This window comes from Kitasatospora albolonga, from assembly GCF_039535905.1.
Taxonomy (GTDB): domain Bacteria; phylum Actinomycetota; class Actinomycetes; order Streptomycetales; family Streptomycetaceae; genus Kitasatospora; species Kitasatospora albolonga.
On sequence record NZ_BAAAYB010000158.1, the window covers coordinates 19,870 to 36,886 of the forward strand.

At 73.8% G+C, this 17,017-nt stretch carries 18 protein-coding genes; 6 read left to right on the forward strand and 12 right to left on the reverse strand.

Going from position 1 to position 17,017, the window contains the following annotated elements:
- Positions 1 to 85 precede the first annotated feature (85 nt).
- Complete coding sequence (locus tag ABD946_RS41040; protein ID WP_345290821.1) at positions 86 to 751, reverse strand: GNAT family N-acetyltransferase; 666 nt, start codon at positions 749 to 751, stop codon at positions 86 to 88.
- A 75-nt stretch (positions 752 to 826) separates the two neighbouring features.
- Positions 827 to 1,753 carry a helix-turn-helix transcriptional regulator gene (locus ABD946_RS41045; protein ID WP_345290822.1) on the reverse strand — a complete coding sequence of 309 codons (927 nt, stop codon included), beginning with the start codon at positions 1,751 to 1,753 and terminating at the stop codon, positions 827 to 829.
- A 64-nt stretch (positions 1,754 to 1,817) separates the two neighbouring features.
- On the opposite strand from ABD946_RS41045, the gene ABD946_RS41050 reads away from it, so the two are divergent.
- On the forward strand, positions 1,818 to 2,285 hold the full coding sequence (locus ABD946_RS41050) for a hypothetical protein (protein ID WP_345290823.1): 468 nt from the start codon (positions 1,818 to 1,820) through the stop codon (positions 2,283 to 2,285).
- Positions 2,282 to 2,830 carry an NIPSNAP family protein gene (locus ABD946_RS41055; protein ID WP_345290824.1) on the forward strand — a complete coding sequence of 183 codons (549 nt, stop codon included), beginning with the start codon at positions 2,282 to 2,284 and terminating at the stop codon, positions 2,828 to 2,830. Before ABD946_RS41050 ends, ABD946_RS41055 begins: the two co-directional genes overlap by 4 nt.
- An 8-nt stretch (positions 2,831 to 2,838) precedes the next feature.
- Here ABD946_RS41055 and ABD946_RS41060 read toward each other — a convergent pair whose 3' ends face one another.
- Both ABD946_RS41060 and ABD946_RS41065 read right to left on the reverse strand, forming a co-directional pair.
- Positions 2,839 to 3,384, reverse strand: coding sequence for a dihydrofolate reductase family protein (locus ABD946_RS41060; RefSeq protein WP_345290825.1), 546 nt, complete (start codon positions 3,382 to 3,384; stop codon positions 2,839 to 2,841).
- Positions 3,385 to 3,400: 16 nt separating this feature from the next.
- Positions 3,401 to 4,051 (reverse strand): dihydrofolate reductase family protein, encoded by a 651-nt coding sequence (locus ABD946_RS41065; RefSeq protein ID WP_345290826.1) that lies wholly within the window; start codon positions 4,049 to 4,051, stop codon positions 3,401 to 3,403.
- A gap of 197 nt (positions 4,052 to 4,248) precedes the next feature.
- Between ABD946_RS41065 and ABD946_RS41070 the strand changes: the two genes are divergently transcribed.
- Complete coding sequence (locus ABD946_RS41070) at positions 4,249 to 5,157, forward strand: LysR family transcriptional regulator (protein WP_345290827.1); 909 nt, start codon at positions 4,249 to 4,251, stop codon at positions 5,155 to 5,157.
- Between the two features lie 9 nt (positions 5,158 to 5,166).
- On the opposite strand, the gene ABD946_RS41075 is transcribed toward ABD946_RS41070, so the two are convergent.
- The gene (locus tag ABD946_RS41075) at positions 5,167 to 5,373 is read right to left on the reverse strand and encodes a hypothetical protein (protein ID WP_345290828.1); all 207 of its coding nucleotides are present in this window, start codon (positions 5,371 to 5,373) and stop codon (positions 5,167 to 5,169) included.
- Between the two features lie 78 nt (positions 5,374 to 5,451).
- Here ABD946_RS41075 and ABD946_RS41080 point away from each other — a divergent pair, with 78 nt between their 5' ends.
- Both ABD946_RS41080 and ABD946_RS41085 read left to right on the forward strand, forming a co-directional pair.
- A complete protein-coding gene (locus ABD946_RS41080) occupies positions 5,452 to 5,961 on the forward strand; it encodes a GNAT family N-acetyltransferase (protein ID WP_345290829.1) in 510 nt (169 codons plus the stop codon).
- 63 nt (positions 5,962 to 6,024) lie between these two features.
- Entirely contained in the window at positions 6,025 to 6,912 is an 888-nt protein-coding gene (locus ABD946_RS41085) for a hypothetical protein (RefSeq protein WP_345290830.1), read from the forward strand.
- Positions 6,913 to 6,953: 41 nt separating this feature from the next.
- Here the strand turns inward: ABD946_RS41085 and ABD946_RS41090 are convergent, their stop codons facing one another.
- Genes ABD946_RS41090 through ABD946_RS41105 form a run of 4 tightly spaced genes read right to left on the reverse strand, consistent with a single transcriptional unit; the run spans position 6,954 to position 13,399 of the window.
- Positions 6,954 to 8,132 carry an acyl-CoA dehydrogenase family protein gene (locus ABD946_RS41090; RefSeq protein ID WP_345290831.1) on the reverse strand — a complete coding sequence of 393 codons (1,179 nt, stop codon included), beginning with the start codon at positions 8,130 to 8,132 and terminating at the stop codon, positions 6,954 to 6,956.
- Between the two features lie 40 nt (positions 8,133 to 8,172).
- Complete coding sequence (locus tag ABD946_RS41095; protein ID WP_345290832.1) at positions 8,173 to 10,095, reverse strand: acetyl/propionyl/methylcrotonyl-CoA carboxylase subunit alpha; 1,923 nt, start codon at positions 10,093 to 10,095, stop codon at positions 8,173 to 8,175.
- Between the two features lie 35 nt (positions 10,096 to 10,130).
- A complete protein-coding gene (locus tag ABD946_RS41100) occupies positions 10,131 to 11,729 on the reverse strand; it encodes an acyl-CoA carboxylase subunit beta (RefSeq protein ID WP_345290833.1) in 1,599 nt (532 codons plus the stop codon).
- Complete coding sequence (locus ABD946_RS41105; RefSeq protein WP_345290834.1) at positions 11,726 to 13,399, reverse strand: acyclic terpene utilization AtuA family protein; 1,674 nt, start codon at positions 13,397 to 13,399, stop codon at positions 11,726 to 11,728. The genes ABD946_RS41100 and ABD946_RS41105 overlap by 4 nt, the downstream gene beginning before the upstream one ends.
- A 113-nt stretch (positions 13,400 to 13,512) precedes the next feature.
- Between ABD946_RS41105 and ABD946_RS41110 the strand changes: the two genes are divergently transcribed.
- Entirely contained in the window at positions 13,513 to 14,253 is a 741-nt protein-coding gene (locus ABD946_RS41110; RefSeq protein WP_345290835.1) for a VOC family protein, read from the forward strand.
- Between the two features lie 68 nt (positions 14,254 to 14,321).
- Here ABD946_RS41110 and ABD946_RS41115 read toward each other — a convergent pair whose 3' ends face one another.
- From ABD946_RS41115 to ABD946_RS41125, 3 genes are all read right to left on the reverse strand, one after another.
- Positions 14,322 to 14,540, reverse strand: a complete 219-nt coding sequence (locus tag ABD946_RS41115; protein ID WP_345290836.1) for a hypothetical protein — start codon at positions 14,538 to 14,540, stop codon at positions 14,322 to 14,324.
- Between the two features lie 180 nt (positions 14,541 to 14,720).
- Positions 14,721 to 15,755 (reverse strand): hypothetical protein, encoded by a 1,035-nt coding sequence (locus ABD946_RS41120; RefSeq protein WP_345290837.1) that lies wholly within the window; start codon positions 15,753 to 15,755, stop codon positions 14,721 to 14,723.
- An 81-nt stretch (positions 15,756 to 15,836) separates the two neighbouring features.
- A complete protein-coding gene (locus ABD946_RS41125) occupies positions 15,837 to 16,976 on the reverse strand; it encodes a methyltransferase domain-containing protein (RefSeq protein ID WP_345290838.1) in 1,140 nt (379 codons plus the stop codon).
- Positions 16,977 to 17,017 lie beyond the last annotated feature (41 nt).

Below are 17,017 nucleotides of genomic sequence, written 5' to 3' on the forward strand. Positions count from 1 at the left end.
CTCATCGTGACCCAGCGGGTCGGTGGCGGTCCAGACGGAGATCGCTGAACCTCCTGAAGGAGAACTCCCGTTCCGGAAACGGAAGTCAGGAGGTGATGCCGAGGACGGGGAGGCAGGCTTCGACGCCCGCGAGGGTGATGTCGGGGCGGCGGTGGGCGGTCCACCGGTCGCGGGTGAGGCGCCAGCGGTGGAGGGCGGCCGGTTCGAGGAGGCGGGTGGCCCAGCCGGTGCCGTTGGGCGTGTAGCCGAGGGCCTCGGAGACGTGGTTGGAGGCGAGGTTGTCGAAGAAGGCCTCGCTGGTGGCCTCCTGGGCGCCGAGGCCTTCGAAGGCGAGGTGCAGGACGGCCTGGCGCATCTCCTTGCCGAGGCCCCTGCCCCGGGCCTGCGGGCCCAGCCAGGAGAAGGTGCCGACCGTGCCGAAGGTGGCGAAGTCGGTTCCGAACACGTCCTGCATGCCGACGGCCTCGCCGTCGACGACGACCACGAAGTACAGCCGCCAGAAGTTCTCGTTGACCTGGGCGCGGCCGTTCCAGATGCCCCGCATCCAGGCCCACTCGCGGTCCGGTCCGTCCAGGTAGAGGGACATCGGGTCGTCGAAGGGGTACGGCGGCTCGTCGGCGACGCCGGCGCGGACCACCGGGAGCAGCTGCTCCAGCAACTCGTCGGTGGCTCCCCGGAGTTCGAGGCGGGGCGTGGTCACCCGCAGGTTGAGCGGCGGATACGGGTGGGCGGAGGCGGCGCTGGCGGTCATGGCGCACACCGTAGGGGCTGACCGCGCCCCGCGCACCGCATTAATCCCGCGCCCGCCCGTCCACTCCCTGCCTGGTCAGCCCCCGTAACGGGTGGTCAGGGTGCGCACCGTCCCGGCGATGCGGTCCCGGAGCTCGGCCGGTGCCAGGACCTCGACGTCGGTGCCCAGCCGGAGGAACTCCCCGTGGGCGCGGTCGATCGACTCGATGGGCACCCGGGCCTCCGTCCAGCCGTCGCCCGAGGACGGCACGCCGAGCCGGCGGGCGCCCTGCTGGGTGAGCCGCACCAGGGCCTCCCCGGTGTGCAGCCGCGCCCGGAAGTCGGCCAGGTAGCCGCGCCAGTACCCGGCCAGGTCGAACCCGTCCGGGACGGTGAACTCCTCCAGCGGCCGCAGGTCGAGGACCTGGTCGACCCGGTAGGTGCGGATCCCGGAGGGCCCGCCGGCCACCAGGTACCAGCGGCCGGCCTTGAGGACCAGCCCGTACGGCTCAACCCGCCGCTCGATCTCCTCCGGAGCCCGCCAGCGCCGGTACCGCAGCAGCACCGCCCGCCGTGCCCACACCGCGGCGGCGACCGCGACCAGGTGGGGCGTGTCGTCGGCGTCGCGGTACCAGCCGGGGGCGTCGAGCAGGAAGCGCTCCCTGACCCGCTCGGCGTACGCGTGCAGCTCGGCCGGGAGGGCGGCGCGCAGCTTGAGCTCGGCGGTGGCGAGCGCCTCGCCGAGGCCGAGTTCGGCGGCGGCGCCGGGGAGCGCGGTGAGGAACGCGGCCTGCGCCTCGTCCGCGGTCAGTCCGGTGAGCCTGGTGCGGTAACCGTCGACCAGTCGGTAGCCGCCCGCGTGCCCGGCCGCACCGTACAGTGGGATGCCGGCGGCGCCGAGCGCCTCGACGTCCCGGTAGACCGTGCGGACGGAGACCTCCAGCTCCTCGGCCAGCTGACGGGCCGTCATCCGGCCCCGGTTCTGGAGCAGGAGCAGGAGGGTCACCAGGCGGCTCGCACGCATGCCGCACAGTCTCCGCCCCTCCACTGACAGAGGATGTCAGCGGACCGGCCCTAACCTGCGGCGCATGGACGACTTCGACTTCCTGCACGGCTCCTGGGACGTGGCCAACCGCCGTCTCACCGCACCCCTCGACCCGGCCTCCGGCACCTGGGAGGAGTTCCCCGGACACGCGGTGGTCCGGCCGCTGTTCGACGGCGCCGGCAACATCGAGGAGATCACCTTCCCCACCCTCGGCCGGCAGGGCGTGACCCTGCGGCTGTTCGACCGGGAGGCCGGACGGTGGTCGATCTTCTGGTCCGACAGCCGCACGGGCCGGTTGGACCCGCCGGTGGTCGGCGGTTTCACCGGTGCCCGCGGCGACTTCCACGGCGAGGACGCCTACGACGGCCGTCCGATCCGCGTCCACTTCGCCTGGCACCGGCTCGGCACGGACGAGGCCCGCTGGGAGCAGGAGTTCTCCACCGACGACGGTCGCACCTGGGAGCCCAACTGGACCATGGACTTCACCCGCACCGGGCGGGCCGAGGCGTGAGCATCGTCGAACTCCGGCAGTACACCCTGCGCCCCGGCGCCCGGGAGGCGCTGATCGAGCTGTTCGAGCGCGAGTTCGTGACCGGTCAGCAGGCGGTGGGCATCGCCGTCGGCGGGCGCTTCCGCGACCTGGACGACCCGGACCGCTTCGTCTGGATGCGCGCGTTCCCCGACATGGCGCACCGTCGGCGCGCGCTGGAGGCCTTCTACACCGGCCCGGTCTGGCAGGAGCACCGTGAGGAGGCCAACGCCACGATGCTCGACAGCGACGACGTGCTGCTGCTGCGCGGCCCCGGCTTCGCACCCGCGCCGGGCGCCGGTGAGGTGCTCGCGACCGTCTGCCACCCCACCGACGCGACCGCCTTCGACGCCTACGCCGAACGGCACTTGGGGCCGGGCCACGCCCTGCACCGCACCGAGCACGCGGAGAACGACTTCCCCCGCCTGCCCGTGCGCACCGGCGAGGACGTCCGGCTCTGGTTCGGCCCGGCCGAGCCGGTGCCGTGGCGGAGCCGGACGCTGCGCCTGGAGCCGGTGAGGGCCTGACCCGCGGCTCAGGTGGTGCGGTAGGTGAGGTGGAGGGTGCCGTTGTCGAGGGTGGCCGAGCGGGCCAGGGTCAGGGCCCGGCGCGGCAGGGTGCCCTCGAAGAGGCGGGCCCCGGTGCCGAGCACCACCGGGTGGACCAGCAGGGTGAGTTCGTCCAGCAGTTCGTTGGCGAGCAGCCAGCGCACCAGGGTGGCACTGCCCGAGACCGCGATGTCGCCGCCGGTCCGCTGCTTCAGCTCGGTGATCCGCCCGGCCAGGCCCTCGGGGCCCAGCAAGGTGGTGTTCTGCCAGTCGGCCTTCTCCAGGGTGGTCGAAGCGACGTACTTGGCGATGGAGTTGAGGTGCGAGGCCAGTGGGTCGTCGTCCGGCTGGGCGGTCCAGTGGGAGGCGAACTCCTGGTAGGTGTGGCGGCCGAAGAGCATGGCGTCGGCCTTGGCCGTCATCCCCATGACGGCCTCGGTGACCTGGTCGCTCAGGTAGGGGAAGTGCCAGGTGTAGGGGGCTTCCACGACGCCGTCCAGGGAGACGAAGAAGCCTGCGGTGAGAGTGCGCACGGTGCGGTGGGGCCTTTCAGGAGGAGACGGAGAGGAGTTCTTCGCGGCCGTCCGCGTCGATGCCGATGTCACCGGCGGCGGGGCGGCCCGCGAAGGCGTAGGTGTGGCCGATCACCCCGGCGGGGGTGGAGCGGACGTCGGTGAGGCGCCAGGCGGCCGGGACGGTGCCGGGCTCGAAGAGGCGCTTGCCGCGGCCGAGCACCACGGGGAAGGTGAGCAGCCGCAGTTCGTCCACCAGGTCGTGGGCCAGCAGCGACCGGACCAGCCGCCCGCTGCCGTGCACCTGGAGGGCCCGGCCCGGCAGCTGCTTGAGGGCCGTCACCTCGGCCGCCAGATCACCGGTGAGGACCTGGGTCCCGGCCCAGTCGGCGACCTGCCCGGTGGTGGACGGGACGTACTTGGGCAGGGAGTTGAGCTTGGTCGCGGCGGTGTCGGCCGGGTCGGTGACCAGCGGCCAGTGCGCCGCCATCAGCTGGTGGGTCCGGCGGCCGAGCAGGAAGGCGTCGGCGTCGTCGAACCAGGGGCCGGCGATCCCGCCGAAGCCCTCGTCGACGTACGGCACCAGCCAGCCGCCGAGCCCGAACCCGTCGGAGGGGTCCTCCTGGGGCCCGCCGGGGCTCTGCAGGACGCCGTCGAGGGAGACGAAGGTGGTCACGGTCAGTCGCATGGGCGCGCTCCCGGAAGGGTGGGTGGGGGTGTGCGGCGCCGGAGGAGTCGGCGGCGCCGCGGGGCGGTCCCCAGCCTGTCGGGTCGCGGCCGGGACGATCAACGACGATCCCCGCCATGACCGTTTAGCCCCGCTCAACGGGGCCGGAGGCCCAGCGGCTAGCGTTCCCTGACGGATCGTCGGACGGAGGGGGAGCAGTGCTGGAGAGAATGGAGCTGGAGGCGTTCCTGACGCTGGCGGAGGAGTTGCACTTCGGCCGGACCGCCGAGCGGCTGCGCGTCAGCACCGGACGCATCAGCCAGACCATCAAGAAGCTCGAACGGCAGGTCGGGGCCCCGCTGTTCGAGCGGACCAGCCGGGACGTCCGGCTCACCGCGCTCGGCGTGCGGCTGCGCGACGACCTGCGGCCGGCCTACGAGCAGATCGGGGCCGGGCTGGCACAGGCGATCGTCGCGGCGCGCGGGATCACCGGGACGCTCGGCGTCGGGTACTCCGCGCTCTGGTGCGGCGACCTGGTGGTCCGGGCCGCCGAGGTGTTCCGCTCCCGGTACCCGGACTGCGAGGTGCGGATCCGGGAGGCCCAGCTCGGGGACCCGTACGGGCCGCTGCGCGCGGGCGAACTCGACCTCCAGCTCACCGAACTCCCGGTCCGCGAGCCGGACATCACCGTCGGTCCGCTGGTCTTCTCCGAGCCCCGGGCGCTGATGGTCCCGGCCTCCCACCCCTTCGCGGGGCGCGCGAGCATCTCCCTGGAGGACCTCGCGGACACCGTGCTGCTCCCGATGGCCGGGAACATCCCGGACCACTGGCTGGAGCACCACTACCCGACACGCACCCCGTCCGGGCGGCCGATCCCGCACGGCGCACCCATCACCTACTGGCAGGAGGTGCTGGCGCACATCAGCGTCGGCAGCGGCGTCTCGGTGGTGGCGGCCCGCGGCGCGGCCTACTACACCCGACCGGGCGTGGTCTTCGTCCCCTTCAGCGACGCACCGACCATCGACTACGGCCTGCTCTGGCTGACCGCCGCCGAGAACGCCCGGATCCGCGCCTTCGTCAACGTCATCCACGAACTGCGCGAGCGGGACGACCCCGCCACGCGCTGAACGGGCCGGTCACGGGTCCACCACCTCGACGCCGGCGGCCAGCATCCGGGCCACGATCCGCTCCGCCAGCTCCTCGTGACAGGTCACCAGGTAGTACGGGTTCGCGCCCTTGCTGAGCGGGAGGTAGCCGCTCCCGGCGCGCTCCAACTGCCAGTGGTCGCGGTCGGTGGTCCACAGGGCGGCGTAGTCGTCGAGGTCGGGCGTGGTGTCGGACACGGTCCGATCTTCGGGGCAGGGCCCGGCGGCGGGCAAATGCCTTCGCCCTGACGGTGCCCCACCAGCCAGAATGCGGTCATGCCGATCAGAGACGCCCGCCCCGAGGAACTGCCCCTGCTCCAGGAGATCGAGGTGGCCGCGGGCCGTCTCTTCGCCGACGTCGGGATGGACGAGGTGGCCTCCGACGAACCGTTCCCGCTCGACCGGCTGGAACGGTACCGGGCCGCCGGCCTGGCCTGGGTCGCCACCGACCCCGAGGACGACCGGCCGGTCGCCTACCTGCTCGCCGAGCACGTGGACGGCAACCTGCACGTGGAACAGGTCTCCGTCCACCCCTCGCACGCCCGCCGCGGCCTCGGCCGCGCCCTGATCGAGCACGCCGCCGCCCGCGCCACCACCGAGGGCCTCCCCGCCCTCACCCTCACCACCTTCACCGAGGTCCCCTGGAACGCCCCCTACTACACCCGCTGCGGCTTCCACCCCGTCCCCGACGCCGACCTGACCCCTGGTCAGCGCGCCATCCGCGCCGAGGAGGCCGCCCACGGCCTGGACCGCTGGCCCCGCCTGGTGATGATCCGCCCCCTCTGACCCCTGTTCGACCCCGTGTCCTGCGAGGACGCTACGCTGCGCGCGATTCCCGAGAGGACCCCGATGCGCTTCACCGTCCCGCCCCCGCCGCTGGACCCGGCCGAACACCTTCCCGAGCTGCTCCCGCTCGCCCGCACCACCACCCTGCTCTACCCCCGCTCCGGCACCGGCCGGCCCGACCGCGCGGACAGCTCGCTCGGCGGCCCCCTGCTCTGGCCGGCCGACGAACCGTGGCCGCACTGCGCCGCCCCGGACCACCAGAACCCGGAGCGCGGCTGCGCCGTGGTCGGCCCCGAGCCGGTCGCCCTGGTGCCGGTGCTCCAGCTGCACGCCCGGGACGTCCCGGCGCTGGAGTACCCGGCCGGGGCCGATCTGCTCCAGGTGCTCTGGTGCCCGCTGCTCCACTCCGAGCAGGACCAGTGGTGCCCGGTGCCGGTGCTGTACTGGCGCGTGGCGGCCGAGGTGGCATCGGGTCCGTTGCTGGAGACGGCACCCGAGCCCCACGAGTACGACGAGGAGTACGTCCCGCTGCCGTGCGTCGTGCACCCGACCGAGGCCGTCGAGTACCCCGGGTACGACCTCCCCGACGATCTGCTGGACCGGGTGGCGGCCTGGAGCGACCGGCTGCTGGTGGACCACGGCATCGACTACTGGGACGCCTACACCACCCGCCAGAGCAAGGTCGGCGGCTACCCGGGCTGGAACCAGCGCCCCAACTGGCCGGTCTGCGGCTGCGGACGGCCCACCGACCACCTGCTGACCGTCTCGTCGAGCGAGTCCTGCGGGCGCTGGCTGCCGGTGGAGGAGCGCACCCGGCCGGGGTCGGGCTGGGAACAGGGGGATGCGGAGGACGACGGGCACGGCATGGAGCTGGGTGGTCTCGGCGGGCTCTACGTGTTCGTCTGCAGGGCCTGCCCGGGGTGGCCCACGGTGCACCGCTACGACCGCTGAGGGGTGCCTCCGGCCGGGCCGAGGGCACCCCTGGCGGCGGATCAGTAGGAGCGCGGGAGGCCCAGGGTGTGCTGGGAGACGTAGTTGAGGATCATCTCGCGGCTGACCGGGGCGATCCGGGCGACGCGGGTGGCGGTGAGGAGGGAGGCGAGGCCGTACTCCTGGGTGAGGCCGTTGCCGCCGAGGGTGTGGACGGCCTGGTCGACGGTGTGGCAGGCGGCTTCGGCGGCGGCGTACTTGGCCATGTTGGCGGCCTCGCCGGCTGCCTGGTGGTGGCCGAGGTCGTAGAGCTGGGCGGCCCGGGAGGTCATCAGGCGGGCCAGTTCGATCTCGATCGCGCACTGGGCCAGCGGGTGGGCGACGGCCTGGTGGGCGCCGATCGGGGCGTCCCAGACGGTGCGGGTGCGGGCGTAGTCGGTGGCGATGTCCAGGGCCTGGCGGGCCAGGCCGAGGGCAAAGGCGGCGGTCATCACCCGCTCCGGGTTGAGGCCGGCGAAGAGCTGGTCGAGTCCGGCGTCCTCGGCGCCGACCAGGGCGTCGGCCGGCAGCCGGACGTCGTCCAGGAAAACCTGGAACTGCCGCTCGGCGGTGACGAGTTCCATCGGGATCGCCCGGTACTCGAAGCCTGGGGTGTCGCGCGGAACGATGAACAGCGCGGGCTTCAGCCGCCCCGTCCGGGCGTCCTCGGTGCGGGCGACGAAGAGCACGGCGTCCGCCTGGTCCACACCGGAGATGAAGACCTTGCGGCCGGTCAGCAGCCAGTCGCCGCCGTCCCGGCGGGCGGTGGTGGTGATCCGGTGGGAGTTGGAGCCGGCGTCCGGTTCGGTGATCCCGAAGGCCATCAGCCGGGTGCCGTCGGCCAGGCCGGGCAGCCAGCGGTCCCGCTGCTCCGGAGTGCCGTAGCGGGCTATCACGGTGCCGCAGATCGCCGGGGAGACGATCATCATCAGCAAGGGGGCGCCGGCGGCACCCAACTCCTCAAGGACGATGGCGAGTTCGGCGATACCGCCGCCCCCGCCGCCGTACTCGACGGGCAGGTTGACGCCCAGGTAGCCGGCCTTGCCCGCCGCCGCCCAGAGCTCCTCGACCGGCTCGCCGGCCCGCGCCTTGCGGCGGAAGTACTCGGGGCCGAAGCTGCGGGCGAGGTCGCCCACCGCCCGGCGCAGGGCCTGGTGTTCCTCGGGTTCGACGGTGCTGGGCAGCGGTGCGGACGCGGACATGAGGGTGGTCCTTCCGTGCGGGGACAGTCGGGTGGGTGGGTCAGCTCTCGACCACGGCGAGCAGGGTGCCGGGCTCGACCTGCTGGCCGACGGCGACGCGGAGTTCGGCCAGCACGCCGTCGGCGGGCGCGCTGATCCGGTGCTCCATCTTCATCGCCTCCAGCCAGAGCAGCGGCTGCCCGGCGGTGACGCGTTCACCGGGCTCGGCGCCGGTGCGGGTGACGGTGCCGGGCATCGGGGCGAGCAGGGCGCCGGGGGCGTGGGTGGCCACCGGCTCGGGCAGCAGGGGGAGTTCGGTGAGCGCGACGGCGCCGGTCGGCCCGTCCAGGTACAGCTGGTCCCCGTACCGGGCCAGCTGCCAGCTCCGCGTGACCCCGGCGATCCGCAGGCTCACCGACTCCGGTGCGCGGGACAGGAGTTCGAGGTCGGCGAAGCCCTCGGCGTGCAGGCCGGAGCGGTCCAGCCGGAAGCGGACCAGGTGCTCGGTGCCGTCCTCCGAGTGGTACCGGCGCTGCTGCGGCTGCGAGCTGAGGTTGCGCCAGCCGGGCGGGAACGGGCCGGCACCGGCGCCGGCCAGGGCGGCCACCAGGGCGGCCAGGGCCTGGTCGGGCCGGTGGCCCGTCAGGTCGTGGGCGGCCAGGAAGCCGGTGTGCAACTCGCCCGCGAGGAAGGCGGGGTGGCGAAGCGCGGCGGTGAGCAGCGCGCGGTTGCTGCCCGGCCCGTGGATCCGGGCCCGGTCCAGCGCGGCGGCGAGCAGCCGGGCCGCCTCGTCCCGGGTCGGTGCCCAGGCGATGAGCTTGGCCAGCATCGGGTCGTAGTGCGGGCCGATCTCGGTACCGCCGCCGGCCCCGCCGTCCACCCCGGAGTCCAGGCGGAGCCCGCTCTCGGCCGGTGACACCTCGAACTCCACGCTGACGCCCGGCACTTCGAGCCGGTGCAGCCGTCCGGTGCGCGGCCGCCAGTCCTGCTCGGCGTCCTCCGCGTAGAGCCGGGCCTCGATCGCGTGGCCACGGGTGGCCGGCGGCTCCGGCGGCAGGGCGGCGCCCTCGGCGATCCGCAACTGCCAGGCCACCAGGTCGAGACCGGTGACGCATTCGGTGACCGGGTGTTCCACCTGGAGGCGGGTGTTCATCTCCAGGAACCAGCAGCGGCCGTCCGGTCCGAGCAGGAACTCGGCCGTCCCGGCGCCCCGGTAGCCGATCGCCCGGGCGGCCGCGACCGCCGCGCGGTGCAGCTCGGAGCGCAGCGCGTCGGACAGGCCCGGCGCCGGGGCCTCCTCGATCACCTTCTGGTGGCGGCGCTGGAGCGAGCAGTCGCGGTCGCCGACCGCCCACACGGTGCCGTGCCCGTCGGCGAGCAGCTGCACCTCCACGTGCCGACCGTCGGGCAGGTACGGTTCGCAGAACACCTCCTCGTCCCCGAAGGCCCGCCCCGCCTCCGCCCGCGCGGCCGCCAACTCGCCCGGCAGGTCCGCCAGCCGGCGCACCACCCGCATGCCGCGCCCGCCGCCGCCCGCCGCCGCCTTGACCAGCAGCGGAAGGTCCGCCTCGGTCGGCTCGGCCGGGGCGGCGAGCACCGGCACCCCGGCCGCGGCCATCAGCCGCTTGGCCGCCGTCTTGGAGCCCATCGCGGCGATCGACTCCGGCGGTGGCCCGATCCAGACCAGCCCCGCGTCCAGCACGGCGCGGGCGAACTCGGCGCTCTCGGACAGGAATCCGTACCCGGGGTGGACGGCGTCCGCCCCGGCCGTCAGCGCGGCCTTCACCAGCAGCTCGCCGCGCAGGTAGGTCTCCGCCGCCGTGGCGCCGGGCAGCCGCACGGCCGCGTCGGCCTCCCGCACGTGCGGGGCGTCCGCGTCGGGGTCCGAGTGCACGGCGACGGTGGCGATGCCGAGCGCCCGGCAGGTGCGGAAGACCCGGCGGGCGATCTCGCCGCGGTTGGCGACCAGTACCGATGTGATCATCCGTCAGTCCCTCTGTTCTGGTGTCCGGTAGCTGCCTACATCCGGAAGACGCCGTAGCCGCGCGCGCCCTCCACCGGGGCGCTGTGGATCGCGGAGAGGCAGATTCCGAGTACGGTGCGGGTGTCCCTGGGGTCGATCACCCCGTCGTCGTAGAGCCGCCCGGAGAGGAAGACCGGCAGCGACTCCGCCTCGATCTGCTGCTCCACCATGGCCCGGATCGCCGCGTCGGCGTCCTCGTCGTACGGCTGCCCCTTGGCCGCCGCCGACTGCCGGGCCACGATCGACAGCACCCCGGCCAGCTGCTGCGGGCCCATGACCGCCGACTTGGCGCTCGGCCAGGCGAACAGGAACCGCGGCTCGTACGCCCGCCCGCACATGCCGTAGTGCCCGGCCCCGTAGGAGGCCCCGATCAGCACGGACAGGTGCGGGACCTTGCTGTTGGAGACCGCGTTGATCATCATCGCGCCGTGCTTGATGATGCCGCCCTGCTCGTAGGCCTGGCCGACCATGTAGCCGGTGGTGTTGTGCAGGAAGAGCAGCGGGATGTCCCGCTGGTTGGCCAACTGGATGAACTGGGCCGCCTTCTGGGACTCCGGGCTGAACAGCACGCCCTGGGCGTTGGCGAGGATGCCGACCGGGTAGCCGTGCAGCTCGGCCCAGCCGGTCACCAGGCTCGGCCCGTACAGCGGCTTGAACTCGTCGAAGTCCGAGCCGTCCACGATCCGGGCGATCACCTCGCGCGGGTCGAACGGCACCTTGAGGTCGGCCGGGACCAGCCCGAGCAGCTCCTCCTCGTCGTACTTCGGCGGCGCGGCCGTGAGCTCGGGCGAGGCGCCCGCCTTCTGCCAGTTGAGCCGCCGGACGATCCGCCGGGCGGTGCGCAGCGCGTCGTGCTCGTCCTCGGCCAGGTGGTCGGCCAGCCCGGAGGTGCGGGCGTGCATCCCGGCGCCGCCCAGGGACTCGTCGTCCGACTCCTCGCCGGTGGCCATCTTCACCAGCGGCGGCCCGCCGAGGAAGACCTTGGCCCGCTCGCGGACCAGCACGGTGTGGTCGGACATGCCGGGCACGTACGCGCCGCCGGCGGTGGAGTTGCCGAACACCACCGCCACGGTGGGGATCCCGGCGGCGGAGAGGCGGGTGAGGTCGCGGAAGAGCGCCCCGCCCGGGATGAAGATCTCCTTCTGGCTGGGCAGGTCGGCCCCGCCGGACTCCACCAGGTTGACCAGCGGAAGGCGGTTGGCGAGGGCGATCTCGTTGGCCCGCAGCGCCTTGCGCAGGGTCCACGGATTGCTGGCCCCGCCGCGCACGGTCGGGTCGTTGGCGGTGATCACGCACTCGGTGCCCTCGACCACCCCGATCCCGGTGACCAGCGCCGCCCCCACCGGGTAGTCGCTGCCCCAGGCGGCGAGCGGCGACAGTTCCAGGAAGGGCGAGCCCGGGTCCAGCAGCAGCTCGATCCGCTCCCTGGCCGGGAGCTTGCCCCGACTCCGGTGCCGCTCCAGGTACTTGGGGCCGCCACCGGCCAGCGCCTTGGCGTGCTCGGTGTCCAGCTCGGCCAGCTTGGCCAGCATCGCGGCGCGGTGCTCGGCGAACTCGGGGGAGGACGGGTCGAGGCGGGTGGGCAGCGTGGTCACAGCAGCTCCTCCGGGAGGTCGACGTGGCGGGCGCGCAGCCACTCGCCCAGGGCCTTGGCCTGCGGGTCGAAGCGGTGCTGGGAGGCGACCCCCTCGCCGAGCAGGCCGACCAGTTCGAAGTTGACGGCGCGCAGGTGCGGGAGCAGGTGCCGCCGGACGGTCAGGGGGGCGGTCTCCGGGAGGAGTTCGCGCAGCCGGTCGACGGTGAGCTCGTGTGCCAGCCAGCGCCATCCCGCCTCGGTGCGGGCCCACACCCCGAGGTTGGCGTCGCCGCCCTTGTCGCCGCTGCGGGCGCCGAAGGCGCGGCCGAGCGGGGCGCGCCGGGTGGGCGTGCCGCGCGGCGGCGGGGGCGGGAGGGGTGGTGCCTCGGCGGGCTCCAACTCCTGGGTGGTGGAGGGTGGTTCGATGGTGCGCCGGGAGCCGTCGGGGAGGACGGCGGTGTGCGGGACGGTGGCCGCCTCCAGGTGGGCGCTCTCGAAGACGCCGTACGGAGTGGCCGGGCCGGGAGGCGCGGTGACGTGGAAGCCGGGGTAGCCGGAGAGACCGAGCTCGACGGCGGCGGAGGTGAGGGCCCGGCCGACGGCGTGCTGGTCCCGGCTGCGGACGGTCAGCCGTAGCAGCGCGGAGGCGGTCTCCTCGGTCGCGGCGTCGGGGTGGTCGGTCCGGGCGAGCGTCCACCGGGCGTCGAGCTCGGCCGTGCTGCGCGCGAGTTGGCGCCTGACCAGCTCGGCCTTCGCCTCGATGTCCAGGCCGGTGAGGACGAAAACCACCTCGTTGCGCCAGCCGCCGAGCCGGTTGAGTCCGACCTTGAGGGTCGGGGGCGGAGCCTCGCCCCTGACCCCGTGGATCCGCACGCGGTCCGGTCCCTCCTGGGTGAGGCGTACGGTGTCGAGGCGGGCGGTGACGTCCGGACCGGCGTAGCGGGCACCCGAAGTCTCGTACAGCAGCTGGGCGGTGACGGTCTCGGTGGTGACCGCGCCGCCGGTGCCGGGGTGCTTGGTGATCACGCTGGAGCCGTCGGCGTGCAGCTCGGCGATCGGGAAGCCGGGGTGGGTGACCTCGTGCTCGCCGAAGAAGGCGTAGTTGCCGCCGGTGGCCTGGGCTCCGCACTCCAGCACGTGCCCGGCCACGACCGCGCCGGCCAGCGCGTCCAAGTCGCCCTCACCCCAACCGAAGTGGGCCTGGGCGGGGCCGCTCACCAGTGCGGCGTCGGTGACGCGGCCCGTCACCACCAGCTGGGCGCCGGCCTTCAGGCACTCGGCGATGCCGCGACCGCCCAGGTAGGCGTTGGCCGCCAGCAGGCCGGCCGGGAGGCCCGGTCGGCCGAGGACGTCGTCCCCCTCCACCACGCCGACCGCCAGCGGAATGCCCTGCTTCGCCGCCAACTCGTGCACCGCCTCGGCGAGTCGGGCGGGGTTGAGGCCGCCCGCGTTCACCACGATCCGCACGTTCCGGTCGGTTGCCTCGCCGAGGCACTCCTCCAACTGGCGCAGGAAGGTGCGGGCGTAGCCGAGGCCCGGGTCCTTCAGCCGGTCGCGCGCCAGGATCAGCATCGTCAGCTCGGCCAGGTAGTCCCCGGTCAGCACGTCCAACGGCCCGCCGGTCAGCATCTCCCGCACCGCCGCGAAGCGGTCCCCGTAGAACCCCGACGCGTTCCCGATCCGCAGCACCCCGAGCCCCCTCCTGCCGCCTGGCCCTGCCCGACGCGGAGCAGCCTGACAGGCCCTCAGGAACAAATCAAGCATGCCTGCTTGTTTTGTCCGGCCTCACTAGGATCGCCTCCATGGCACTGCGACCCGTCCACGTGAACGTCAAGGCCGTCGACAGCGCGGCGGTCGGCCGCTTCTGGGCCGCCGCCCTCGGCTGGCCCGTCCACAGCCCGGGCGTCACCACCTACACCGGCCCTGCGGGCGGGTCCGTCTGGCCGGAGCCGGTCGGCCTCGGCATCTGTGTCGTCCCCGTCCCCGACGCCAAGCCCCCGACGAAGAACCGGACCCACCTCGACCTGGCCACCACCTCGCCTGCCCACCACGCCGCCGTGGTCGAGCGGTTGCTCGCCCTCGGGGCGACGCGTGCCGACATCGGCCAGGGCGAGGTTCCGTGGACCGTACTGGCCGACGTCGAGGGCAACGAGTTCTGCGTGCGGGAGCCCCGGACGGCGGACCGGGACACCGGGCCGATCGCCGCCGTGGTGCTCGACAGCACCGACCCGCGGGCCGCAGCGCACTTCTGGGGCGAGGCCACCGAGTGGACCGTGCACGCGCTGGACGACGACCGCGCGACTCTCCGCGCGCCCGAAGGAACCGGCCCCGTCCTGGAGTTCCGCCGGGTCCACGGCCCGCCGGTCGGACCCGGCCGGCTCCACCTCGACCTGCTGCCGGGCCCCGGTGACGACAAGGCCCAGGAGGTCGCCCGGGTGGCGGCCCTCGGCGCCTCCGCCCTGGACCTCGGCCAGGGCGCCGTCCCGTGGACCTGCCTCACCGACCCCGAGGGGCACGAGTTCTGCGTCCTCGCCCACCACTGAGCCCACCACTGAGCCCACGACCGAGCCCACGACCGAGCCCGACGCGCGGTGGGACCCCGAGCTCGAGCTCAGCGGACGAAGTCGCACACCTTGCCGGGTGGGCACGGCTTGGGGGTGTTGTCGGTGACCAGACCGAACAGCAGGATCAACGCCGTCAGCAGCAGCATCGGGCCGCCGATGACCACCAGTCCCGGATGGTGGTGGTACAGGGCCGTGAACCAGGCGGCGATCTTCTGGCGCAAGGTGCGGCGGGCCGGGCCGGCCGCACCGGGACGGTCACCCGTCATGACTCCCCCAAGGATCGCCCACGCTGCGGACACCAGTACCTCGGCTATGCCCGCCCGGGCGCATCCACTACCCCGGTGAGGAGGGCGAGTTGGCGCTCCGTCCCGGCCGACCTGCTCACGCCGGAACGGGGCCGTGAACTCCTGTCCGCCCCGCGCGGCCGACGGTCCATGGCCGGGCCGTCACTCGTCGCGGTACCGGTGCAGCCGGGGGCTGCGGATCGCGGGCAGGCGGACCAGGGTGTGGCTGAAGGCCCTGGGGTCCGGCCGCAGCGGGTGCCAGGGGCGCGGCGCGAGTGGGTAGTCGTCGCGCAGGACGCCCGGCGGGAGCACTCCCGTGACGGGGACCGGCGAGGTCTCCTCCGGACCGGTGAGGTACGCCCAGATTCCGCTGTCCAGTGGTACCACCGCCGCCTGACGGTCAGTCGGGCGCCACGGCTCGCCGCTGCCGGGGTGACGGGGGACGAGCAGGACGTCCCGGCGGGTCCGGGGCTCCGGGAGACCGGGCCCGGCCAACCCCACCGAGAGAGGGTCCGGCCCGGCCGGAAGGCATCGGGCCACGGCGGGGCCGAGCAGCTCGGCGACCGGGCCGACGGGCAGGGTCACGGGCCGGCCGTCGGTGGCCGCCACCAGGTGCGCGAGGGCGACGCCGATCGCGGCCTCCCAGCGCCGGCTCCACCAACCGTCGGGATCGACGGGCGGGACGCGGTGCTCGGCGCGGGCCAGGTCCGCCCAGGAGGGCTGCGGGCCGGCCGGGAGCCCCGAGGGGCGGCGGACGACCGCGTCCGGTTCCAGCCAGACGGTCTGCCACGAACCGCAGTCGTCGATCCGGGTCGCCACCGCCCGTCCGCACCCCTCGCAGGCCAGGTTCGGGCCGTCCCGCCCGTCGATTCCCCGGCAGTAGCCCTCGCACCTCTCCGGGATCAGGGCCACCGACCTCGAGTCACCGGGCGCGATCACGATCCTGCCGCGCGCGCCGAACGAAACGGAGTACACCGGGGCGAACACTCCCTGACGGGCCGCCACTTCGGCTCCGACGTCCTGCCACAGCCGCCAGGGCGGCCCCGTGGGCGAGGGGTCGACGGCGTACGTCGCCGGTTCCATCAGCGGAGGATGGAGCTCCTCCCACGCGCCGTGGTGGGTGTGGACGGGCAGGGCGACCCGGGACACCGGCGCCGTCAGTTCGGTGCCGCACCCGGCACACGCGAACACGTGCAAACACGCTCCCTCTGTTGTGGTTCCCCGGGATTGTGACCCGCCCGCCGCTGAGGGTCCACCGGATTACGGAACGGTCGCGGGTCAGGTCACCGGGTGGTCGGGGTCGTCCAGCCAGACGGTCTGGGTGCCGTCCGGGTCGACGGTCACCCCGAAACGGGTGAGGTCGGGCCGTCCATCCTCGAGCCACCAACTGCGGGCTGCCGTGACCTCGTCCCAGAGACGGCGCGGGCCGGACTGACGGACGGCGTCGGGCGCCTGCCATCGGTGGTGGCGGGCGGTGGCCAGAGAACCTGCGGCGTCGGTGAGTTGGATGCGGTACGTCGTGCTCGGGTCGGCAGGGTCCCAGCGGTGCTGGTAGCGGACTCCGGGCACGCGAAGGCCGATGGCGAAAGCGGCGTGGACGGTCTCCAAGGCGAGGTCGGGGTCGATGGCGGAGGGGCTGAGATGGGTGGGCGCGGTGGGCGCGGCGGGTGCGGCCGTCGGCACGTCGGGACGGTGGGCCCGCATCCACATGAAGCTGACGGCGTCGACGAAACGGCCGTGTGAGGCGGCGTCAGGGGCGCCGACGGTGAGGCGGAGCAGGCCGGCGTTGGCGTACGGGGTGCCCCAGGGTGTGACGATGACGCCGCCGGGGCGGGTCTGCCGGAGCCAGGGGAGCGGGATGCGCTGGACGGCGGCGGTGGAATGGATCCGGTCGTACGGCGCGTCGAGGGGCCACCCGGCGAGGCCGTCGCCGACGGCACAGGTCGGCGCGAAGCCCGCTGCCCTCAGCCGGTGGGCGGCTTCGGCGGCCAGGTTCGGATCCACCTCGATGGTGGTGACGTTGTGGTCGCCGAGCCGGGCGCAGAGCAGGGCACTCGTCCAGCCGGTGCCAGTCCCGACGTCGAGCACGGTGTGTCCGTCGACCACGTCCAGGTGACGTAGCATCACGGCGACGAGGGTGGGCACGGAGGCCGAGGACGTGGCGACGCCCGGCCCGATGGCGGTCCCGTCGTCCACCTGGGTGACCACGACGTCGTCGGCGTTGGCCAGGGCCCACCAGCCCTCCGGATCGGCGGCAAGGGTCGTACGGCGGTAGCCGGTCGGTTCGTCGGGATCCGGAGTCCAGACCGCGTTCGGAAGGAAGGCAGAGCGCGGGGCGCGCTCGAAGGCGCTCCGCCACTCCGTGCCCAGAGTGCCCGCCGCGGTCATCTCGGCAAGCAACTGTGCGTACTTGTCCATGGGTTGGTGATCCGCCTACTTGCTCGGTGCGGGTGGGACGG

Coding starts and splice junctions, on each gene's coding strand:
- ABD946_RS41115 (WP_345290836.1), bottom strand. CDS start 14,540: ATGACGGGTGACCGTCCCGGTGCGGCCGGCCCGGCCCGCCGCACCTTG.
- ABD946_RS41095 (WP_345290832.1), bottom strand. CDS start 10,095: ATGATCACATCGGTACTGGTCGCCAACCGCGGCGAGATCGCCCGCCGG.
- ABD946_RS41045 (WP_345290822.1), bottom strand. CDS start 1,753: ATGCGTGCGAGCCGCCTGGTGACCCTCCTGCTCCTGCTCCAGAACCGG.
- ABD946_RS41040 (WP_345290821.1), bottom strand. CDS start 751: ATGACCGCCAGCGCCGCCTCCGCCCACCCGTATCCGCCGCTCAACCTG.
- ABD946_RS41090 (WP_345290831.1), bottom strand. CDS start 8,132: ATGTCCGCGTCCGCACCGCTGCCCAGCACCGTCGAACCCGAGGAACAC.
- ABD946_RS41085 (WP_345290830.1), top strand. CDS start 6,025: ATGCGCTTCACCGTCCCGCCCCCGCCGCTGGACCCGGCCGAACACCTT.
- ABD946_RS41110 (WP_345290835.1), top strand. CDS start 13,513: ATGGCACTGCGACCCGTCCACGTGAACGTCAAGGCCGTCGACAGCGCG.
- ABD946_RS41080 (WP_345290829.1), top strand. CDS start 5,452: ATGCCGATCAGAGACGCCCGCCCCGAGGAACTGCCCCTGCTCCAGGAG.
- ABD946_RS41125 (WP_345290838.1), bottom strand. CDS start 16,976: ATGGACAAGTACGCACAGTTGCTTGCCGAGATGACCGCGGCGGGCACT.
- ABD946_RS41065 (WP_345290826.1), bottom strand. CDS start 4,051: ATGCGACTGACCGTGACCACCTTCGTCTCCCTCGACGGCGTCCTGCAG.
- ABD946_RS41050 (WP_345290823.1), top strand. CDS start 1,818: ATGGACGACTTCGACTTCCTGCACGGCTCCTGGGACGTGGCCAACCGC.